The 20,650-nt window shown below is 28.3% G+C and carries 19 protein-coding genes and 1 tRNA gene; 6 read left to right on the forward strand and 14 right to left on the reverse strand.

Translation table 11 applies throughout. The features are described 5' to 3' along the window. The first annotated feature begins 2 nt into the window (after positions 1-2). A complete protein-coding gene (locus tag KJQ99_RS00080) occupies positions 3-995 on the forward strand; it encodes a hypothetical protein (RefSeq protein ID WP_214119763.1) in 993 nt (330 codons plus the stop codon). Between the two features lie 37 nt (positions 996-1,032). Here KJQ99_RS00080 and KJQ99_RS00085 read toward each other — a convergent pair whose 3' ends face one another. The 4 genes from KJQ99_RS00085 to KJQ99_RS00100 are packed head-to-tail and all read right to left on the reverse strand — an operon-like array spanning position 1,033 to position 4,892. Further along, positions 1,033-1,764 carry a thioredoxin fold domain-containing protein gene (locus tag KJQ99_RS00085; RefSeq protein ID WP_214117454.1) on the reverse strand — a complete coding sequence of 244 codons (732 nt, stop codon included), beginning with the start codon at positions 1,762-1,764 and terminating at the stop codon, positions 1,033-1,035. Between the two features lie 26 nt (positions 1,765-1,790). Further along, entirely contained in the window at positions 1,791-3,512 is a 1,722-nt protein-coding gene (gene selB, locus KJQ99_RS00090; RefSeq protein WP_214149662.1) for a selenocysteine-specific translation elongation factor, read from the reverse strand. Beyond that, positions 3,506-4,612, reverse strand: a complete 1,107-nt coding sequence (locus KJQ99_RS00095) for an AAA family ATPase (protein ID WP_214149663.1) — start codon at positions 4,610-4,612, stop codon at positions 3,506-3,508. Before KJQ99_RS00095 ends, selB begins: the two co-directional genes overlap by 7 nt. 28 nt (positions 4,613-4,640) lie before the next feature. Then, complete coding sequence (locus tag KJQ99_RS00100; RefSeq protein ID WP_214117457.1) at positions 4,641-4,892, reverse strand: hypothetical protein; 252 nt, start codon at positions 4,890-4,892, stop codon at positions 4,641-4,643. A 153-nt stretch (positions 4,893-5,045) separates the two neighbouring features. Here KJQ99_RS00100 and KJQ99_RS00105 point away from each other — a divergent pair, with 153 nt between their 5' ends. Both KJQ99_RS00105 and KJQ99_RS00110 read left to right on the forward strand, forming a co-directional pair. Then, on the forward strand, positions 5,046-6,026 hold the full coding sequence (locus tag KJQ99_RS00105) for a PLP-dependent cysteine synthase family protein (RefSeq protein ID WP_214149664.1): 981 nt from the start codon (positions 5,046-5,048) through the stop codon (positions 6,024-6,026). Between the two features lie 9 nt (positions 6,027-6,035). Further along, positions 6,036-6,458, forward strand: coding sequence for a DUF1090 family protein (locus tag KJQ99_RS00110; RefSeq protein WP_214149665.1), 423 nt, complete (start codon positions 6,036-6,038; stop codon positions 6,456-6,458). Positions 6,459-6,480: 22 nt separating this feature from the next. On the opposite strand, the gene KJQ99_RS00115 is transcribed toward KJQ99_RS00110, so the two are convergent. Genes KJQ99_RS00115 through KJQ99_RS00130 form a run of 4 tightly spaced genes read right to left on the reverse strand, consistent with a single transcriptional unit; the run spans position 6,481 to position 11,051 of the window. Next, entirely contained in the window at positions 6,481-7,128 is a 648-nt protein-coding gene (locus KJQ99_RS00115) for a tRNA threonylcarbamoyladenosine dehydratase (protein WP_214149666.1), read from the reverse strand. After that, positions 7,121-7,882 carry a 5'/3'-nucleotidase SurE gene (surE, locus tag KJQ99_RS00120; RefSeq protein ID WP_214149667.1) on the reverse strand — a complete coding sequence of 254 codons (762 nt, stop codon included), beginning with the start codon at positions 7,880-7,882 and terminating at the stop codon, positions 7,121-7,123. Before surE ends, KJQ99_RS00115 begins: the two co-directional genes overlap by 8 nt. A gap of 2 nt (positions 7,883-7,884) precedes the next feature. Next, complete coding sequence (locus KJQ99_RS00125; protein WP_214117462.1) at positions 7,885-8,301, reverse strand: hypothetical protein; 417 nt, start codon at positions 8,299-8,301, stop codon at positions 7,885-7,887. After that, positions 8,298-11,051 (reverse strand): cytochrome c biogenesis protein, encoded by a 2,754-nt coding sequence (locus KJQ99_RS00130; RefSeq protein ID WP_214149668.1) that lies wholly within the window; start codon positions 11,049-11,051, stop codon positions 8,298-8,300. Before KJQ99_RS00130 ends, KJQ99_RS00125 begins: the two co-directional genes overlap by 4 nt. Before the next feature lie 243 nt (positions 11,052-11,294). Here KJQ99_RS00130 and KJQ99_RS00135 point away from each other — a divergent pair, with 243 nt between their 5' ends. The 3 genes from KJQ99_RS00135 to KJQ99_RS00145 are packed head-to-tail and all read left to right on the forward strand — an operon-like array spanning position 11,295 to position 15,748. Beyond that, positions 11,295-13,223: a cytochrome c3 family protein gene (locus KJQ99_RS00135; RefSeq protein WP_214117464.1), complete on the forward strand. Its 1,929-nt coding sequence runs from the start codon at positions 11,295-11,297 to the stop codon at positions 13,221-13,223. A gap of 43 nt (positions 13,224-13,266) precedes the next feature. Then, entirely contained in the window at positions 13,267-15,303 is a 2,037-nt protein-coding gene (locus KJQ99_RS00140) for a rhodanese-like domain-containing protein (protein ID WP_214149669.1), read from the forward strand. 4 nt (positions 15,304-15,307) lie between these two features. Further along, entirely contained in the window at positions 15,308-15,748 is a 441-nt protein-coding gene (locus tag KJQ99_RS00145) for a DUF4878 domain-containing protein (protein WP_214149670.1), read from the forward strand. A 6-nt stretch (positions 15,749-15,754) separates the two neighbouring features. On the opposite strand, the gene KJQ99_RS00150 is transcribed toward KJQ99_RS00145, so the two are convergent. The 6 genes from KJQ99_RS00150 to KJQ99_RS00175 all read right to left on the reverse strand — a co-directional run bounded on the left by KJQ99_RS00150 (position 15,755) and on the right by KJQ99_RS00175 (position 20,631). Continuing rightward, the gene (locus KJQ99_RS00150; RefSeq protein ID WP_214149671.1) at positions 15,755-16,291 is read right to left on the reverse strand and encodes a hypothetical protein; all 537 of its coding nucleotides are present in this window, start codon (positions 16,289-16,291) and stop codon (positions 15,755-15,757) included. Between the two features lie 3 nt (positions 16,292-16,294). Next, on the reverse strand, positions 16,295-17,242 hold the full coding sequence (locus tag KJQ99_RS00155; protein WP_214149672.1) for an exo-alpha-sialidase: 948 nt from the start codon (positions 17,240-17,242) through the stop codon (positions 16,295-16,297). 192 nt (positions 17,243-17,434) lie between these two features. Further along, positions 17,435-18,025, reverse strand: coding sequence for an ATPase (locus KJQ99_RS00160; protein WP_214117469.1), 591 nt, complete (start codon positions 18,023-18,025; stop codon positions 17,435-17,437). 178 nt (positions 18,026-18,203) lie between these two features. Then, entirely contained in the window at positions 18,204-20,051 is a 1,848-nt protein-coding gene (locus KJQ99_RS00165) for an Lnb N-terminal periplasmic domain-containing protein (protein WP_214149673.1), read from the reverse strand. Continuing rightward, on the reverse strand, positions 20,052-20,492 hold the full coding sequence (locus KJQ99_RS00170) for a DUF3015 family protein (RefSeq protein WP_214117471.1): 441 nt from the start codon (positions 20,490-20,492) through the stop codon (positions 20,052-20,054). A 62-nt stretch (positions 20,493-20,554) separates the two neighbouring features. Next, positions 20,555-20,631 (reverse strand) — tRNA-Arg (locus tag KJQ99_RS00175). Between the last annotated feature and the right edge of the window lie 19 nt (positions 20,632-20,650).

Here is a 20,650-nt window from a genome sequence, read left to right on the forward strand (position 1 = left end):
CTATGAAAAATATATTATTTAATGAAATACAAGAAAAAGCAAAAAAAGAATTTATTAATTCAAACGATGATGGATTAATAGCTAGATTATATACCAAGTATTGTGAAGAGCTAGAGAATTTAGAAGCACTTACAAATGAGAATAAAAATATAGTTTTAAAAGCCCTTTTAAGAGCAAAAATGTCTATAAAAGAGCAAGAGATTTATACTCTTACAAATGAGCTTGAGATGATTAGAAAAGAGATAAAGTCAAAAGAATTAGAGCTTTATAATATTACAAAATCAAGTTTTAATGAGCTAAGTAAGGTAGTTCAAAATGATATTCAAAAAGAATACCTTGAAGAACTTATGTTAAATGAAGCAAACTCATTACAAATTCTTTACGAAACTTCTCAAAATGCTTTTATAAATGTTCTTGAAACAAATGCGATGATAGAAGAAAGATGCTTTTTAATAAGTAATTTTATGCTAATTAACGCACTTGAATATGCTAAGTTTAATAAGGATAAAATAATTAATGCAGCTGAACTTATCTTAAAAGCAGCACTTGAACTAGCAAATGAATGGCAAAGCTATGCCGAAGAGCTTTTGACTGGAGTATTAAATGGACTTTTAGAAGGTATATTTGCTATCTTAGAAAGGCTTAAAAAGGATTTAGAAGTTAGCTTAAGTGATAATGAACTTGATAATATGAAACTATCTCTTCTAAGTCTTGAGCGTGATTTTATAGCTATGATTAAGACAAATCTAAATAACGATGCTTCAGGTAAGGCACTTGAAAATATTTTAAATAATAAACTTGATAATAATTTTGCTAAATTTGCAAGATTAGTAAGAGAAAACAAGCAACTACTAAATATAAAATTAATCAAATTTCAAAATAGCGAGCTAAACGAAAAAATCAAAAAAGAATTAAATACTTTAGAAAAAGCTTATAATGAATTTGATGTAAAAAAATTAGCTTCAAATATTTTCACAAAATTTAAGAAGAACTAAAAAAAGAATTTGAAACTCTCGTTTCAAATTCTAAAAATTATTTAACTTTTATATTACTAAAAATTGCTGGAGTATAATTTACACCCATATTAAATACTTTTTCATCAACCTTTTTAGCATATTCATTTTTTCTATCTTGGTCAATTTTTTTGTATTCAACACCATCTTGATAATATTTTCTTAATATTGCGATTTTTTCTTCATCAGTTTTAGCTGTTTTGATTTCATCAAAAATATTAAGCGATTTATCTAAAGCATTCTCGTGCATTGGAAGTGGAGTTAAAACAAATTTAATATTAGTTTTTTTCAAATCTTCTTCTATATTTTTTAAATGTTCTCTACAATAAGGACAATCAGGGTCGCTAAATACTACCATTGCAGTATTGCTATTTTGCTTTCCTAGATTAATAATCATATCAGGATTTTCTTTAACAAAATCTGTTAATAATAAGCTTAATTTCTCTTGTTTTTCTTTTTCTTTTTTAGCCATAAAACTAGCTTTTAAATCTATACTTTCTTTCATATTAAGCATAGTTGGTGTTCCATAAACTCCATCACTAAAGAAAACATCAGAGCCAACTACAACTCCATCTTTTAATAAATTAAACTCTACCATTTCAAATTTTGAATCAGGAACTTTATCAACTTTTACTAATTCTACTTGAATATTTTCTGGTGTAATTGTTTTTACAAATTCTATAACTTTATCACTAATTTTACTAGCACTTAAAGCGCTTACAACCGACATTGCTAATATTATTTTTTTCATACTAATCTCCTTAAAAAAATAAAAGTTTAATTTTGCATTAAATAGCGTTTATTGTCAATATTTTTTACACCCTTTAAAGTGTCTAAATACTCAAGTAAAGCAATGGCATATTTTCTACTTAAGTCATATTCATTTTTAAGTTCTTGCACTCCTACACCTATTTTTAAAATAGGGCTTATGTTTTTTACAAATTCTTCAAGTGCTTGTGTGCTAATAAAATAATTATGAGCTAGTCTTTTTACCTTATTTTGAGAACATAATTTCTTCATAATATCATCGCCACTTTTTCTATCTAAATTAAGCTCATCATAGATATTATAAGGAGCTTTTGGGGTTAGGCAATTTAATTCATCATATATTTTTTCTTCATTATTTTCTAATAATTTTTCTAATTTTTCGCCTTTTTTATAAAAAAGACCATTATTAAATTCTAAAAAATCTAAATCTTTTAAAGCCAAATCACACAAAAACTCATCAATTCCTAATGATTTTTCTAAGCTTTTTGCACTTTGTAATGAATAAGGGTTTTTAGTAAAAAGCTCTTTTATATTGTTTTTTGTATCTTCTAGGGCTTTTTTTGCATATACACAAGCACCATTTAAATCTACTATCTCGCCTACTTCTTGAGCGTATTCTAAGGCTTTTTGCGTGCTTAGATTAAATCTTTGCGGCGCACAAAAAAGCCCAAAACCTGAACTATGATTTTGATTTAATAAAGCAAAAGCACTTTTAAAATCTTTTTGCTCTAAAGCATTTAATAATTCAATCATTTTTGATTTTTTAAGTGGCTCTGTAAGTGGATTTAACACCACTCCACCAGCAACAGCACGAGCATTTTTTAAGATTATAAAAGGCTCATTAAAACTTAGAGCAATTGGTTTTTTTAATACAAATTTTGCAAATCTATCGTATTGTAAAAATTTCGCTTCAATTTGCTTATTAGCAGCACAAAACAATACATTTTCATCATGCTTTAATTCACCTTCTAAAGTAGTATAAATCTCATTTGCACTTCTTAAATAACCCTTAGAATAAATGATATTTCCTACTTTTAAATTCCCTTTAAAGACAAAAGCAACCCTAGCAGGTGCTACTACGCTTTCTACATTTTTATGCTGAACTTCAATTGATTTTATTTGAATATTTTCTAATTCATCGCTTAAATAAGTTTTGCATTCTAATTTGCCACTTTTTAAAATACCCGTTGCTACAAGACCAATGCCTTTTACATTAAATACTCTATCAACATTGATTTTTAAAGCAAAATCTTCATAATTTGGAACTTTTAAACTCAATAAATATTTTTTAAGCTCATCTATGCCTAATTTATTTTTAGCACTTACTAAAAATACTCTAATAGGCGTAAAATCAAGTTGCTTTAAAATCTCTTGCTTTTTAGCATCAATATCTTGGCATAAATCAATTTTATTTAAAACTAAAATTATATTCTTTACACCCATAATTTTTAAGATAAAAATATGCTCTAAGGTCTGTGCTTTTAGCCCTTCGTTAATATCTACAACAAGCATTGCGTATTCACTTTGAATACCACCTATCATTGTCTTAACCAAGCTTTCATGACCTGGCACATCAACAAATGAGATATGCTCTAAGTGTGAAAAGCTCAAATCAATAGTAATCCCACGCTTTTGCTCTTCAGGTGTATTATCTCCATCAAAGTCATTTAAAGCTTTAATTAATGAAGTTTTGCCGTGGTCAATATGACCTGCGGTTGAAATTATTAACATTTATAAAGTCCTTCCTTTCTCCATAGTGCGAAATTTTTTTCATATCCTATGCCGTAATCTTCGTAAAATTTAGGGCAATTAATAGCCATTTCTTGAGTTTTGTTTGGCTCATCGTGTGGATAAATATAGTATTTTTCTTTATCAGGATGATTATTGTCTAAATATGTCGGTATTTGTAAGGCTTCATTGCTATTTACAAATTCTAAGGCTTTATTGATTGCTTTATAAGATGAATTTGATTTTTTAGAATTAGCTAGAAAAACTACGCATTGAGAAAGCGTAATTCTTGCTTCAGGTAAGCCAATGTCCTTACATATTTGCAAACACGAATTAGCTATTACTAAAGCATTTGGATTTGCATTACCTACATCTTCACTAGCAAATATACAAAGCCTTCTAGCAATGTATAAAATATCAATACCTGCATTTATCATTCTAGCAAGATATAAGATTGCTGCATTTACTTCACTTGCTCTTAAGCTTTTAATAAGGGCTGAAGTTAGTAAAAACTCATCTTCTTTATTACTAATATAATTTGGTCTTAGTGCTTTTAACTTTTCTAGGCTGATATTTTTAAAAACATTTGCGTATCTTAAAAGATTTAGCATTGCTCTTGCATCGTTTGAGCTTGATTTGATTAAATAATCTTTTATTTCTGTGCTTAAATTAGGTTGAGCTTGTTCTAAAATCTCTTTTAATTCATCATAACTTAATGGCATAAACTCAAAAAACAATAACCTAGAGCATAAAGCCTTATTTAGTGAATACAAAGGATTATGAGTGCTTGCAGCTAAAAAATAAAAATTATTTTCTTCTAAAGGTTTTAATAACACATCTTGAACGCCTTTATTTAAGCGATGAATTTCATCAATAAATACAACAGGCTTAAAAAGGCTATCTTTTTTAATAACTTTTCTAAGTTCTTCAACGCTAAAGCTAGCACCATCAAACTCATAAAAATTAGTTTTTAATTCTTTTGCTATAAATCTTGCAAAAGTGGTCTTACCTACCCCGCTTGGACCATAGAAAACACTATGCGGAATTTCTTTTGCTTTTATAAACTCATCAAAAATTTCTCTTACTTTATCCTGCCCTACCATTACTATCCTTTAAGGGCATTGTAATGATTTATTTTAAAAACTTAGCAAAGCTTAAAGCAAAATTAATATATTTTCCAAATCCAAATTCTTTTAAAATAAACAATGATATTTCTTTTAAAATATCAGGTTTTACTTCTTTAACTTCTACTTCTTTTTTAGGCATAAATTTATTCACTAATTCACTTGCCTTGCTTACAATTACTTGAGTTTTTGTAGCTTTTCTAGGTTTTTTAAAAAGTGCAAAAATTGATTTTGCAAGTTTTTTAATAAACGAAAACATTTTCCAACCTTTATTGATAATAATTTTACAAATTATAATTATTTTTGATTAATAAAGTGATATTATTTTTCATAATCTTTATTGAAATTATTTTTAAATTCATTTTTAACTTTAATTTACTAAAATAAGCGTTTTTTTAATTAAGGAAAGTATATGCAAAATAAACTAAAAGAATATGCAAAATTAGTTGGCAACACGCCTTTAGTTGAAGTTGAATATTTATATAAAAATAAAAAATCAAAAAGCTATTTTAAACTAGAATATTTTAATCCAAGTGGCTCTATTAAAGATAGAATGGCATTAGAAATTATGCAAAATGCTGTTAATAATAATGAATTTAAAGCTGGTATGAGTATAGCCGAAGCAACTAGTGGAAATACAGGTATAGCTTTTTCTGCTTTAGGTGCTTTTATAGGTGCTAGTGTTGAGATTTTTATGCCTTGCTGGATGAGTGAAGAGCGTAAGAAAATAATTAGAAGTTACGGAGCAAAATTAAGAGAAGTTAGTGCTTGCGAAGGTGGATTTAGTGGTAGCGTAAGACTTGCTGATGAGAGTGCAAAAAATGGCAATGTATTTTTACCTCATCAATTTGAAAACGAAAGCAATGTAAAAGCCCATGAAAAAACTGCAAATGAAATTCTAAACACTCTAAAAAAACACAACCTAAAACCAGATTGCTTTGTAGCAGGAGTTGGAACAGGTGGGACTATAATGGGAATTGGCAAGGTATTAAGACCACTTGGAGTAAAAATATGCCCATTAGAGCCTGAAGGTTGCGCTAGCATGAGTAATCCTGGAGAAAATTCAGAACATAGAATTCAAGGCATAGGAGATGGTTTTGTGCCTGATATTGTAAAGCTAAATGAATTAGATGATATCATCATAGTAAATGATATAGATAGCGTTATAATGGCACAAAAACTAGCTAAAATCGGACTTGGAGTTGGAATTTCTAGTGGAGCTAATTTCTTAGGTTGTATTAAAGCTAAAGAGCTTTTTGGAGATTGCGTAAGCGTTAGCGTGTTTGCTGATGATAATAAAAAATATCTAAGCACTGATTTAATGCTAAATATGCAAGATGAAGAAAGATTTTTAAGCAATAAAATTGAATTAATCGGATTTAAAGTATTATAAGGAGAAGATATGAAAAAATTAATTTTACTAAGCATAATTTCAAGTATTGCAATGGCAGATTGCTCTTATAAAATCAACAAATTAGAGCGTGAATTAAGCTATGCAAAACAATATGGCAATTTTAATAGAGTTAGAGGTTTAGAAAACGCTTTAGCAAATGTAAGAGCACATTGTGATGGCGGTAGTGTTTATAATAATGATTATTACACTAGAAAAAATGAGATTAAAGACACTATTGAAAGATTAGAAGATGAAGCTGAGCGTAAGATTGATAGGATTGAAGACAAGCTTGATGAATTAAATGATATGAAAAATAGTATGAGTAAAGACGAATACAAAAGAAGAAAAGCAGAATTAAAAGCTGAAAAAAATCGTATAAAAGACGAATATAAAAGACAAAAACAAGCTTTAAAAAACTCTTATAAATATTAAAAAAAGCCTAATTTTTTAGGCTTTAATTCTTCAATAATTGCTTAATCGCTAAAGATGATAATAAAAGTCCCATAGAAGCAGTCATTCCCATAAAAGACCCAAGCCCAACACACATTGGCTCTTCTTCGCTATAAGCCATTTTAAATTTACCCTTAAATCTGCGTTTTTTAAGTTCAAGTCTAACGGCTTTTGCTAAAGCACACATTTTGGTCTTATCCCAATTTGCAACCTTTAATTTTAAAGGGTCAATTCTTTTTGCAGCTCCACCACTGCTAATAAAACTAATGCCTTTTTCATAAGCAATTTCAGCTATATCGCATTTAGCTTTAACATCATCAATACAATCAATCACTAAATCAAATTCTTTATCTTTTAAAAACTCTAAAAAGCTTTCTTTAGTGATTAATAACTCATAGCAATTTGCCTTATAAAATTCAGCAAAAACACTAGCTTTACTAAGTCCAATATTTTCAGAATGTAATTGTCTATTTTGATTACTAGCTTCAAAATAATCCTTATCAATCCCACTTACATTAATACCAACTCTAGCAAGTGAGCTAAAGCACATACCACCAACTCCGCCAAGCCCACAAATTAGCACTTTTTTTGAACTCAATTTATCATAATTATCTTGAAATAATAATCTAGCTCTTGCAAATCTCTCACTCATTTTCTAACCATTTCTTTACTTTTTTTAATTCTTTTTTAGCCGTTAGATTTAGCTTAATTGGAGTAATACTTGCATAACCTTGTCTTACATAATCAATATCATCATCTTTTGCTTTTACCTTGCTTAAATCATACAAGCTATCTAGCCAATAATACTCTAATCCTCTAGGGTTTTTACATATTTTACTTGAGAATTCATATCTCATTTTACCCATTTTACAAACTTTATAACCTTTATAATCACTATCGCAACTTGGATAATTTACATTTAAAAATCTTCTTTTTTTAAGTGGATTAAGCTTAAGTAATTTTAAGATTAATTTAACAGCAAGTTTACTTGAACGCTTAAAATCTATATCTTTTTCATAAAGTTGAGAAAAAGCAATCGCATTCACTCCACAAAGCACACTCTCCATACAAGCAGCCGCCGTGCCTGAATAGGTTATATCTTCAGCTAAGTTTGCTCCATTATTAATCCCACTTACTACCAAATCAGGTAATTTATCCTTAAAAATAGTGCAAAATGCAAGATTTACACAATCACTTGGTGTGCCATCTTTTAAGGCATAATAATTTTTCTTAATTTTTACAAAACTTAGTGGATGATTTAGTGTAAGCGAATGCGCACAAGCACTCTTATTGCTCCAAGGAGCAACTACAAAAACCTCTAAATCTTTAATCTTTTTAAGTCTTTTTCTAAGTGCTAGAAGACCTGGTGCATCATATCCATCATCATTGGTTAATAATATTCTCATTTTTACCTTTTCATATCAAAATCTATAAATAATTTTATTTTTTTATCATTATTAAATAATTCTAATCTATATCTCATAGTGCTTAATAAACAAGTGCTTACCACAAACTCACTTTCATAATCTCCGTTATCAAGTCTAATAAGCTCGGCATTTATAACACCCATATCCATATTAAGCCCATATAATTTAAGATTTAGATTATCGTATTTAGGTAAGCCTTTAATTATTAATTTAGTTTCTTCCATAAATCTTATCGGACGATTAATAATTTCAAAACTAATTTTTCTACCTTTGAAATCTTTTTCGCATATATCTTTATTAATAGAGCATTTAAGTGGAGTGTTTAAATAATTTTCATCAATTTTTTCATCATCACAAGCTATGAAAAATAAAGCTAAAAATATTAACACAACTCTCATTTTAAATTCCTTCTAATAGCAACCAAACTAAAGATTATTAGGATAATTACGCTAATTATTAGCCATAATGGGCTTTCAAAATTGCTCTTTTCTCCTGCGTAAGAATGCTTACCTACTAAATAATAATTCACTCCAAAATAAGTCATCAAAATAACGCCAAATCCCCACATACTAAGCAGTGCGTATAATAATTTTGATTTTAATTTTAAATGCACTAAAATTGCATATATTAATATGCTTATTAAAGACCAAGTCTCTTTGCTATCCCAGCCCCAGTATCTTCCCCAAGACTCATTAGCCCAAATTCCGCCCAAAAAATTCCCACAAATTAATAATAATAAGCCTAAATGATTTGCTAAATATATTTGAATATTTGCCTTATCGTAAGGTTTTTTAAATATTACGCATAATAAATAAGAAAAGCTAATTAAAGCACTTAAGCCAAAAAATCCATAAGAAGCAGCAATTAAACTTACATGAATACTAAGATAAGGAGAATTTAAAACAGGCATTAGATTTGTAATTTGTGGATTAATATCATTAAGATGTGCTGTAAATAATGTAGCAACGCTAAACAATAAACACAAGCTAAGTAATAGATTTTTTCTAAAAACAAGTCCAGCAAAAACGGAGCTTAAAGCAATATAAATTAAACTCTCATAAGTATTAGTAAGCGGAGTAAATCCTGCTACAAAACCCCTTAATCCAATGAGAATTAAATGGATTAAAAATAGTATTAAAGCAAGATAAAAAATAATTTTAGTATTTTTATTTATCACAAATAAAGAAAGTATAAAAAGCACTAAATAAGCAAAACACAAACTATAAAAAGCATCATATTTGCTTAAAAATATTTGAGTTTTAATCTGTGCTTGGCTAGGTAAAAAATCAAACTGATTTTGCAAGTTTTTAATCTTAGATAAAATCTCATTAGCCTTGCTATAATCATTAGTTTTTTTAGCAATTACTAAAGAGCTTAAATATTCATTAATTAGCTTTTGATTATCCAAGCTTATATTATTTGCAAATGGGCTTTGCAAGTGGTTTTCATCAGGAATTATCTTAAATAATTCTGCTGTAAAAATTAAATATAAAATATTCACACTCTCATCAACTCTAATCAAATCCTTATCATAATCATTAAAATTCGCTTCTCCTTTAGCATAGGTTTTTTTAATTTCATCTTTTAATTTATAACTTGAACCATCGTAAAAATCACTAAATTTTGCTTGTTTTTCACAATTTAAAAATTCTCTTAATTTAGGATTTTTGACCCTAATTAATCTAGCTTCATTTACATAAGTAACATCGGTAATTAATCTAAATATCTCTTCACTTGCAGCGTTTTTATTAGGACAACCAATTTTATTGCATAGCTCTAGTGAAAAAGTATAAAATGGCAAAAATCTATCATTTAAATCTTGAATAATTAAAGAATTTAATTCATTTATATGAGAGTTAAAATCATTTGCTTTTAAATTTGGACTAAGAATTATTATAAAAACAACACTTAAAGCCTTAAAATATTTTCTAGTTTTTAGACTAAATAAATTTAAAAAACACCCAATAAACAATAAAGCATAGCCAATATAAGTAGGAGTTTTGCCTAAATCTTTATTAGCACTTAAAATCGTGCCTTTTAAATCTTCATCGTAAGAATGCTGAAAATACCTAATACCTTTATAATCAAGCACTTTATTCATAGCTATTTTTACATCTATTTTTTGATTATTATCTAAGATTAATAACTCACTTTCATAATCTTTTGCACTCTTGCTACCTGCATAAGTTATTAAATTAAATCGTTTTAGATAAATATCAAAATCAAGCTTTAAGCTCTCTTGCTTCCAAGAAATATCATAATCGTTTATCTTAATATTATCGTTTAATGCAAGGATTAGTTTTTCTTTTGAAATTCCTGATTTAAATTCCACTCTAATCGCTTGTAAATTACCCCCACTCATACTAAGTGCGTCTTTTGAATGAACTAAATAATTTAAAGCCGAAAAAGAAAACTCATCTAGCAAATATATACCATCTTTTAATTTAAAATCACTGCTTAAAATTTGATTTAAGAATTTCATTTCTTGATTAGTATTTATATAAAACTCATTATCTTTTATATAAAAATTAACATAATTAGTGCTTGTTTTGTTAAAGCAAAAATCAATATTAGCAACACTAACGCATTCATTATAATTAATCTCAACATCACTATATCCACTATCAAAATTAAATCTTAATTTTAAATAACTAGGGTCGTTTAAATCATCACTTTTTACCTTAGTAATCCCTGCTTCATTGCTAAAATCAACAAACCTTAAACTTGCATTATCAAGTTTTATAATCTCATTTAAATTACTAGTTTTACTGATTTTATCATTGTGTTTTAAGACTAATTCAGTTTTTGTGCTTTTTATCTCATTTGCTTTATTATCAACCCTTAAATGAATAATGCCTTCAAAACCAAAAAAATGAGTTAAAACAGCACCAATAAATATAAAAATAAAAGAAATGTGAATTAAAAATAATGAAATATTTTTATAAAGTTTGTATTTAAAAATCGCATAAATCACACTTAAAAACAATAAAACCATAATCAAGTGAAAATACCAAGCATTATAAACTAAACTCATAGCATAACTTGTGCCTTTTGCACTCTCAATAAATGTAGCAACCCCACAAAAAATAGCAAAAATTAGCATATAAACTAAAGAAATCTTTAAATTTAAAAATTTATTTAAAAACATTATTATTAAAACTACTTTCTTTTAAAATCATTCTTAATTGATAAAATTTATTATCTAAACTTAAAGCTATATTTTATAATAAAAGCCTTAAAAAATAAGAAAATTAATTAAAATTATTTAATACATTTTTTCTCCTTTTTGAATTATTTAAATTATATTTTATTTTTTATATTTTTTTAAGAAAGCTTTAAATGAAATTGGATTACACTTCATTGTTGTAATTTTAATTTTAAGGAGAAAGCTATGAAACGCTTGTTAGCACTAGGTAGTGCCTGTATTATGTTATATGCTAATAATATAACACCTCAAGCTGATGGTATCGAGCCTAGAACTCTTCACGATTATGTAAATCAAGAAACTGATTTTATAGAGTTCTTAAAAGACCGCCATCCTATGTTTAAATACGAAAAGGAAGGAAATTTAGTTGGAAAATATTCTATTTCTAATCGCCAAGAAGAATTCGTAGAATTCGGTGGGCATGGAAATTATGAAAAAGACACAGGTCGTTCTGCATCAATTACATATCGTCTAGGTATGGAAAGTATTTTAGATTATCCAAATAAATTCGTAGGACCTAAAAAATGTGGTGAATGTCACCCTGCTCAATATGAAGCTTGGAATCGCTCACGCCACTCAAAAGTTATTCGTTTTCCTGATGAATTAGAAGAAGCTGGAGGAGACCCTAAAAAGCCTATGTATGGAAGCAGCGAAGCTACAATTTTACCAAAAGGTGTTGAAGCTGATGATGTATTTGTAATCGTAGGAACTCCTAGAACAAAATATGGTTTTATTGATAAATGGTTAGTTCGTGGAACTTATCACATTGAAGATGGAAAATTAGCTGATGGAACAGGTAAAATGGTTGCTGGAGGTAATCAATTCTCACGCCTTTGGGTTGAATCACTTACACCTGAAGTTGCGAAAAAAATCGCTGAATTCTCACCTGGCTTTCCTACAAAATTAGAAGATTTTGGCAAACAAACTTCAAGCGTTTGGGGAATAAACTCTTATGGTTCTACTTATAAAGAAAAAATGATGTTTCAACCTGCATCTGCATATTGTGAAGTATGCCATAGCTTTAAATTTGACTTTAAATCTAAAGAAGAATTCTTAGCAGCAATTGGAAATAAAGACGAGCTTAGAAAACACGCAATTTCTAAAGGAATTAGCTGTGAAGAATGTCACGGAGCTGGAGCTCACCTTTATGGAGCAAGGGGTGCTGGTATGCCAAGTAATTGCGAAAGATGTCATCAAAGATTTGCTTATGATAGCGAAGATGCGAAGATTGACCCAAGAAAGCCATTTAATAGCTACTTTAAATCAGCGTGTCCATCTTGTGGAACTGAAGGCTCACAAATGTATAATACTATGCATTATGATAAAGGTATGAGATGTTCAACTTGCCACGACCCACACGAAGTTACTGCAAATGATTGGAAAGACCCTTATACAAAAGTAGGACTTAAAAAAACTTGTAGTGATTGTCACGAAACTCAAGCTGAAATGTTTAAATACGGCGGAGCACACGCTAAAGATAATTGCACAGGCTGTCATATGCCAAATATGATGAGTTGTGAAAACTTTGCAAGCGTTCAAAACCCTGATAAAGGTGGATTTGACAATGTTCGTGCAAGTCATATATGGAAAATTTATGTAGATAAAGACGCAAAAACTCTAAACCCACCAGAAGGAAAACCAAGAGACCCACAAACAACTAAAGGTTGGACAATTGCTAGAAAAGATGGCAAATTCTTTGTGGATTTAATGTGGAGTTGCGGAAGAACTAGCTGGAGTGATGTAAATCTAGTAGGACCTGGGGCAAGTGGATGCCATAGTGCTGTGCAATCAACTTTACCAAAAGAATTACACTTCACAGACCAAGAGCAAATCTATGATAAAGTTATGGAATGGCAATTACCTGTTAAAGAAGGCTTTAAAAAACTAGAACTTGCAATTCGCAAAATTGATAGAGAACAAGCAAAAATGGATAATCTAAGCACAAAAACTAAATCAGAAATTATCCTACTTACAAAAGAAGCAAGAGCAATTTATGAAAAAATTGAAAAAGATGGAAGTTGGGGCGTTCATGGTCCAAAATATGCTCTAAAACTAATAAATGAAGCATTAGTTTATGTAGCACAAGCTCAAGATTTATTAGATGGTAAGAAATAATAAAAGGTTAGGAAAAATCCTAACCTTAGTGAAAGGATAAAATATGTTGCTAAGACTTATTTTTGCCATCTTTTTAAGCTTTAACATTTTTGCATCGGAAGGCGATTTTGCAGTAGTTGAAGGAGTAATTCCTATATCTATGGCTGATGTAGAAAAAGAATTAGGTAAAAAAGATGTATATATATTTGACGCAAATACAAAAGAAGAAAGAATAAAATACGGCTATTTAAAAGGCTCTATTTTTATTAATACACCTGAATGGGTAAGTTTATTACCTAGCAATAAAGACGCTAAGATTATTTTTTATTGCTTAAATAGAATGTGCTATGCAAGTAGCGATGCTGCATTAAAAGCACAAAAACTAGGATATACAAATGTTCGTGTAATGCTTGATGGAATTGAAAGCTGGATTCTTAGTGCAAGACCTATTGAAAAAGGCGGCATAAAACCACTTGTAAAAAGCCATGATATTAATAGTTGGCACGAAGGAAATGAAGTAAGTAGTTTTAAAGATGAATTACATAAGAATTTAAGATTTGGTAACCTTCCTGCTTGTAGAGATTGTCATGGTGCTAGTGGAATTATCAATGATTTAGCAAACGACAAAGACAATGTAAATGCAAACTGCACTAGTTGTCATAAAGAAGTTAAGGCTGAATTTAGCGGAAGTGTGCATGATAAATTCACAAATCCAAGAGAAAAATCTCCATCATGCTCAGATTGCCATAATGTGCATGATAAACAACAATTAACCTCTTTAGCTGTTAAAAAACTAAGCGATGTAAAATGTGGAAGTTGCCATGAAAAAGAGCAAAAACACTATCACGAAACTTTCCACGGAAAGGCTATGGTTTTAGCAAAAGATGGTGAAAGCAAAAAAATAGCTGCTTGTTTTGATTGTCACGGGGCTCATAACATTCATAAACCAAAAGATGAAAAATCAACTTTATATGGTGAAACTAGAATAAAAACTTGTGAAAAATGCCACGAAGGAGCTAATGATAATTTTAGTGATTTTATAGCTCATGCTGACCATACTGATAAAGAGAATTTCCCTTTACTTTATTGGGCTTATGTGTTTATGACAGGGCTTGTAATATCAGTATTTGCATTCTTTGGCTTACACACATTCTTGTGGAGTATGAAACTAATTTATATGAGTATTAAATATAAAGATGAGTGGCGTGCAGCAAAAGAAAAAATGCATAATGACAAGGTAAATATTAAACGCTTTAGCACCTTGCATAGAATTCAGCATTTCTTTGTAGCTTCAAGCTTTTTAGGATTAAGTTTTTCTGGCTTACCGCAAAAATTCTATACCGCTCCTTGGGCTCAAACTATGATTGATTTAATGGGCGGAATTGTAATGGCTACTAAAATACACCATTTTAGTGCGTTTATTATGATTGCAGTATTCTTAAGCCACATTGCTGAAGTAGTTTATAATTCTTGGACTAAGCGTGATGCTATTCGTGATAATAATGGAAAGCTAAGCTTTAAATTATTCTTAGCAAAATTATTTGGACCTGATAGTTTAATGCCTAGAATGCAAGATTTAAGAGATGTTGTAGCTCATTTTAAATGGTTTATTGGAAAAGGCGAAAGACCTAAGTTTGATAGATTTACTTACTGGGAAAAATTTGATTATATAGCAGTATTTTGGGGTATGTTTATCATTGGCTTTAGTGGTTTAGTATTATGGTTTCCGGTTGAATTTACGAAGATTTTACCTGGCTTTATGCTAAATCTTGCAACGCTTGTGCATTCTGATGAAGCACTTTTAGCTACAGGATTTATTTTTGCGGTGCATTTTTTCAATACTCACTTTAGAGCTGATAGGTTCCCTATGGATATGGTTATCTTTAGTGGAGAACTAACTGAAGAAGAGTTAAAGCACGATAGACCTGAATGGTATGCAAGGCTTAAAGCTAGTGGAAAATTAGACGAACTTAAAAACGAAAGCAATTCTTTTGCTAAGTATTTTTATTTTGCAAGAGTTGTTGGATTTTTAATGTTATTTACTGGACTAATTTTTCTGTTCTTAATAATTTATGCCTTTGCTGATATGTTAATAGGATAAGAGTATGAAAAATAAAGATGCTAATATGATTTTAAGTTTTACGGCATCAAGTTTAATTGTTGCAGCACTAATTCTTAGTGCTTGCGGCAATGAAGCTAAAGAGCCTGAAGCTGTGGTTAAAGACTTTGTGCTTTTATGTGAAGCTGGGAAAATGAGTGATGCTGCTAAATTACTTGCTAGTAAAAATAATGTGGATTATTTTAAGAAGTTTCAAGATAAAGGTAAGGATATGATTTTTATAGATTATGATTATAAAGGTAATGATGATACTATAGAAATGAACTTTACTAAAAAGAACAAAAGTAGCGAAATAGCAATAGTTCAAGTAGATACAAACTACAAAATCCAGCAACATAAATTCAGTAAAGATGTGATTTTACACAACGAAAATGGCGAGTGGAAAATCTATGAATACCCAAGCTTATATCCTGTAAAGGTCAAATAAGTCTAGTTAACTAGACTTATTTAAATTCTTTTTAATTGCTTTTAAAATTACTTGAAAAAATGAAAATATCAAAATAAAAATATCAAAAAAACAATCATTTATATTATCAATGCATAAGATAAAAGATATTGCTAAAGATAGCAAAAATAAAATTGATAGAATTTGATTTAGCAAATACGAAATTATAAAAATTACAAAAATTATTAAATAATTTAAAAAACCATTTTCATAATAAATATCAAAAGTAATAATATTTAAAAATGATAGAAAAAACAAAAGATTGATAACAAAAATATAAACATAAGCCCTAAAATCAAGCAATTTGCCTTGATTAAAAATTATTAATAGCAAAATTAAAACACTAAAAATACTAAGATTAGAAAATATACTATAAGTATAATCATTCAAACTCAAACCATTAAATATAGATATATTTGTCAAAAAAATTATCGCTAAATATATAAAAATTTTCTTCTTAATTGTAAGTTTTTGAAAAATACTTGCAAAAATTGATAAATAAAGTAAAGTATAAATAAAGTGCATTTTTTAATCCTTTTTGTTAAATAAAAATTGTTTGTATTGAATAAAATCACGATTATGTGTGTATGTAATATGAGCTTTATTATCGCTAATAAATAAACTTGCGTAGCTCATTTCTTTACCTTTATCAATATCTAAAATCCTATGAAAATCATTATAATCTTTCATAATAGCAAGGCTTAAAGTATTTCTTGAACCATCTTTATCGCTATTAAAAAGCAAGAAAATATCATTATTTACTTTGAATAAATTAATAGAATTATCATAATTTTTTAGATTTGTTTTTGTTAAATCATTGCAGTTTAAAAGATTATCACAAGTCATAGTATAAAAATCATAATTAGCACTTTTGCTAGACCTAAAAGCAAATAAAGCTAGTTTATCATTAATAGCAACAACACTTGGCTGAAATAAATCTTTAGCATTAGTGAGTTTTTTGATTTTTAAAAGTTCGCCTAAATTATTAAATACTAAAGCTAAAGGATATTTATTGGCTAATTCGTGATAAATTGGGAGTAAAAAGCCAAATTCTTTACCTAAATTAACATAAATAGCATTGGCTCTTACAAGATTACTAATATTTGCAAAAGGGCTTAAATGAAGGACTTTTTGGAATTTAAAATCAATAGTATCAATACTGCTAATATAATGATATATTTTGCTATTTGCCCAGCCGCCAAAACTAACTCCTACAACAAATAAATGGATTTTATTATCTGTTTTGACTAAGGTTGGATTTCCGATTTTTTTAATATATTCTTTGCTATCTTTCATAAGCTTTTCTCTAGTAATTAATGCAAAAGGCTCTAAATAATTTGCGCCTTGATAAATACTCGCATAAATTGCTACATCTTTTGCACCTTCTTTAGAGCCTGCAAAAAATACGCTAAGCAAATAATCATTATTAAGAGATATTGTGCTTGAAGAATGTGCTGATAATACACCTTGTTTCATTGGTATAGAAATGCTTTTTAGTTCTTGGATTGTTTGGGTTTTGTGGTTGGTTGATTTGGTTAAATAAGTAAAATTTATATCTTTGTTATTTAATAAATACCCCCCCCCATAAAAATAAACTAAATAAAAATAATGTGAGTTTTTTCATCTTTGTCCTTTGTGGTTTTTAAAATCATAACTAATATTCATAAATTAATAATTTTGAAGTTTTATTTTTTCTGAAATTAAATCATTGAACCATTCAATATTTTTTTGTATATCTACTTTTCCATTTGTTATTTTTGCAATTAATTCATAATTTTTAGTGTTATCATAAACCAAAATCTCATCACACAACGGCATAATTTTTAAAAGATTTTGCATACTTTCGTAATATCTTTTATCTATTAAATGCGGTTCTATATCATGTCCACCTTTACTAACTCGTATTTTTACACGCTCTTTTGCTGTTTGTGGGCTATCAAGCCCTACAAAGCGTAAATTTATTTTGTAATTATTCTCTTTTAATTCATCAAATAGATTTAATATAGATTTTCCACAAAGTGTAGTTTCTTGATTGAAATTAAGTTTATCATCTATATAAACTTTACGCATTGTTATAGCTATTCTTGAAGCACGAACTTGAGTTTGTCTATCTCTATAGTCTCCAATACTTTGAGCTATTTCATCTACATTTATACGATAGCCTAAATTTATTCCTTTTTCTAGTGTTAAAAAATATAAAGTGGTTTTTCCTGCACCATTTACACCAGCAAAAATAGTAACTATAGGTTGATTTATCATAAATTTTCCTTATATAGATTTTAAGTAATTATAATAAAAATTAAATAATTTTATTAATATAAAAAACTAAAAATATTTTATATTTATTTATATCTTTTTATAAATTTTTAAAAACAATTACTAACCCGAATACTTAGAATTTAAAACAAATCAAATTAAATTCCAAATCCAAAAAATATCAAAAATAATAATTTATACCTATTTTAAATGTTTCGTTTTTGTGAAAATATTTTTGAAATTCAGCAAAAATCGCAGTGTTTTTATAAATCTTAAAATGAGTTTTGATACTTAAAATATCTTCTAATAAGCCGTGCTTATAAAAATTCTTATGATAACTTAAACTAAGCTTATTTGCTTTATAAGATAGGCTTGTAATTATTTGATTATTAAAGCTCAAACCATCTTTATAAGCTCTAAAACCACTTAAAAATGATAATAAAAAATACTCATTAACAAAACTAATCCCGCCTAAAAGCTCCATATTTGCTAATTTATCATCTAATACATCATCATAAGCTAATTTAAACAAAAAACTTGGCTTATGATTTATATAGTTAAAATCACTTAAACTTGCAAGTCTTAGCAAGATTAGCTCATCTAATTTAGGCTTTTTATCATAATTAATAGTAGTGCTTAAAAATTCTATTCCAATACCTTTATCAAAACCCAAATCATCTTCATAAATATCGTGCAAGGCTGGTCTAATTGATAATAAAGCTTTCTTTTTTGTATCATAAGCAAATGATATTTTGCTAGGATAATTAGCCTTAATTATGCTTTCTTTTGGAGTTTTTAAAGGAAGCTTTGCTATTTTGCTTTGAGATAAATTACTAGATATTTTATGAGTTATTTTTTTGTATTCATCTACGCTAAGCTCATTTTTACTAGCATAATACTGACTAAGCTCGTTCGCTAAAGCTAAAATAGAATAATCATAATTTGGCTCAATTTTACCTAAAGCTATATTTTTTGCTAGATTTATCTCATCAAAACTCAAATCTTTTGCTTGATTTAAAATGGTATTTAACTTTGATGCTCTATAGTGATAATCGCTAATTAGATTAATATCGTTGATTTTTTGTATAGTATTGCTTGGGATTACGCTATAAATAAATTTATTTCTTAATTTAATATCAGGATTTGCATTCTCAAGTAACCACAAAATATTATAAGAGCAATTTTTATCAAAAAACAAATAAACCGAACTACTATCCTTAATCTCCCATAAATGTAAAATCAGTCTATTTACTTCTTCTTCATTTAATTTTAAATCATACTCGTAAAGGTCTCTATTTTCGCTATCTTTGTATGTTTTTAACATATCATAATAAGGCTTTAAAGAATACTTGCCAATGTATCCGCCAAACAAACCTTTAAAGGCAAACATTAAGCCATTTTCATCTTGCTCATCAACATCAGCAGCATAATTAATAGCGTAAGATAAAAGCCTTGAATTGTAATTAGAATTAATTAGCAAAAATGTATGCCCAAACATTGAAGCTGGGGAATTTAAATAAGCAGCTGGAAAAACTATGCTAATTGATTTAGGGCTAATATATTCTAAGAAATTATTCAAATCAGAACAATTTAAATCCTGATTTTTAGTAAGTTTTAGAGATTTTTCTATGTATTTTGCCCTTAAAGGAAACTTGCAAATAAAGTGCAAATTATCATTATCGTTGCTAAAAGTTATAGCAGAATCTTTTTGATTTAACTCTTCTTTTTTGCCTAAATATATTTCTTTTTTTAAAAAATACATATATAAATTAAGCTCAAATTCTGATTTTAAATTCCTTTGATTTGAATAAAAAAATTCTTTATTAATTATCTCGCTTTTGTTGTTTGTAAAGTGAAGGAGATTTTTCCATTCTATTGTGTTAAAAACTTGTTTTTGATTAGCTTGTTGAATAATTTCTAAAAACTCATCTTTAGAAATACTTAATTTAGAAAAATCAAGATTTAATAATTCATTATCTTGTGCCTTTGCAAAAATACAAAAGCACAATAAAAATAAAAACTTTTTCAATTATAAAGCAGAAGCTCTATCTAAAACTTGAGCACCTACAACATCGCTTGAATTGTAAATAGCTAAGTAATTTGCTCTTAAATTAGCTTTAAATAAATCAGCGTCTTTTACTTCTAAAAGTTCAGCTAAAGTATCTAAATGTTCGCCCATTCCTAAAGCAGCTTCATTTGATAAAGCGTCAAGATTTGCATTTACGAAATTAATTGCTTTTTCATTATGAACTAATCTTGTTTCTTGGCAATTTAGTGTTCCTGTAGTAATACCAAAAGTTTGATTACCTGAAGTTCCGTTTGTAGTAGCTTGTAAAGCATACATAATTGCTGAATCAGGGTTTTTAATAATTATAGTTCCAAGTCCGCAACCTGTTTGAGTATTTGCACCTGCAAATAAAGAAGTGCTAATCGCACCAACAACTACCAATGAAGAAAGTAATTTTCTCATTATAACTCCTTTTAAAGTATTAAAAACAAATTATAAAATTATATATTAACAATGAGTATGAATGGTGCGCCCGAAGGAATTCGAATCCCTGACCTTTTGAACCGCAATCAAATGCTCTATCCAGCTGAGCTACGAGCGCATAAAATAAGTTTTTGAAA

Source organism: Campylobacter sp. 2018MI13 (assembly GCF_018501135.1).
GTDB lineage: Bacteria > Campylobacterota > Campylobacteria > Campylobacterales > Campylobacteraceae > Campylobacter_E.

Excerpts from the sequence above, each read along its gene's own strand:
- KJQ99_RS00080 (WP_214119763.1), top strand. The coding sequence starts at position 3 with ATGAAAAATATATTATTTAATGAAATACAAGAAAAAGCAAAAAAAGAA.
- KJQ99_RS00085 (WP_214117454.1), bottom strand. The coding sequence starts at position 1,764 with ATGAAAAAAATAATATTAGCAATGTCGGTTGTAAGCGCTTTAAGTGCT.
- selB (WP_214149662.1), bottom strand. The coding sequence starts at position 3,512 with ATGTTAATAATTTCAACCGCAGGTCATATTGACCACGGCAAAACTTCA.
- KJQ99_RS00095 (WP_214149663.1), bottom strand. The coding sequence starts at position 4,612 with ATGGTAGGGCAGGATAAAGTAAGAGAAATTTTTGATGAGTTTATAAAA.
- KJQ99_RS00100 (WP_214117457.1), bottom strand. The coding sequence starts at position 4,892 with ATGTTTTCGTTTATTAAAAAACTTGCAAAATCAATTTTTGCACTTTTT.
- KJQ99_RS00105 (WP_214149664.1), top strand. The coding sequence starts at position 5,046 with ATGCAAAATAAACTAAAAGAATATGCAAAATTAGTTGGCAACACGCCT.
- KJQ99_RS00110 (WP_214149665.1), top strand. The coding sequence starts at position 6,036 with ATGAAAAAATTAATTTTACTAAGCATAATTTCAAGTATTGCAATGGCA.
- KJQ99_RS00115 (WP_214149666.1), bottom strand. The coding sequence starts at position 7,128 with ATGAGTGAGAGATTTGCAAGAGCTAGATTATTATTTCAAGATAATTAT.
- surE (WP_214149667.1), bottom strand. The coding sequence starts at position 7,882 with ATGAGAATATTATTAACCAATGATGATGGATATGATGCACCAGGTCTT.
- KJQ99_RS00125 (WP_214117462.1), bottom strand. The coding sequence starts at position 8,301 with ATGAGAGTTGTGTTAATATTTTTAGCTTTATTTTTCATAGCTTGTGAT.
- KJQ99_RS00130 (WP_214149668.1), bottom strand. The coding sequence starts at position 11,051 with ATGTTTTTAAATAAATTTTTAAATTTAAAGATTTCTTTAGTTTATATG.
- KJQ99_RS00135 (WP_214117464.1), top strand. The coding sequence starts at position 11,295 with ATGAAACGCTTGTTAGCACTAGGTAGTGCCTGTATTATGTTATATGCT.
- KJQ99_RS00140 (WP_214149669.1), top strand. The coding sequence starts at position 13,267 with ATGTTGCTAAGACTTATTTTTGCCATCTTTTTAAGCTTTAACATTTTT.
- KJQ99_RS00145 (WP_214149670.1), top strand. The coding sequence starts at position 15,308 with ATGAAAAATAAAGATGCTAATATGATTTTAAGTTTTACGGCATCAAGT.
- KJQ99_RS00150 (WP_214149671.1), bottom strand. The coding sequence starts at position 16,291 with ATGCACTTTATTTATACTTTACTTTATTTATCAATTTTTGCAAGTATT.
- KJQ99_RS00155 (WP_214149672.1), bottom strand. The coding sequence starts at position 17,242 with ATGAAACAAGGTGTATTATCAGCACATTCTTCAAGCACAATATCTCTT.
- KJQ99_RS00160 (WP_214117469.1), bottom strand. The coding sequence starts at position 18,025 with ATGATAAATCAACCTATAGTTACTATTTTTGCTGGTGTAAATGGTGCA.
- KJQ99_RS00170 (WP_214117471.1), bottom strand. The coding sequence starts at position 20,492 with ATGAGAAAATTACTTTCTTCATTGGTAGTTGTTGGTGCGATTAGCACT.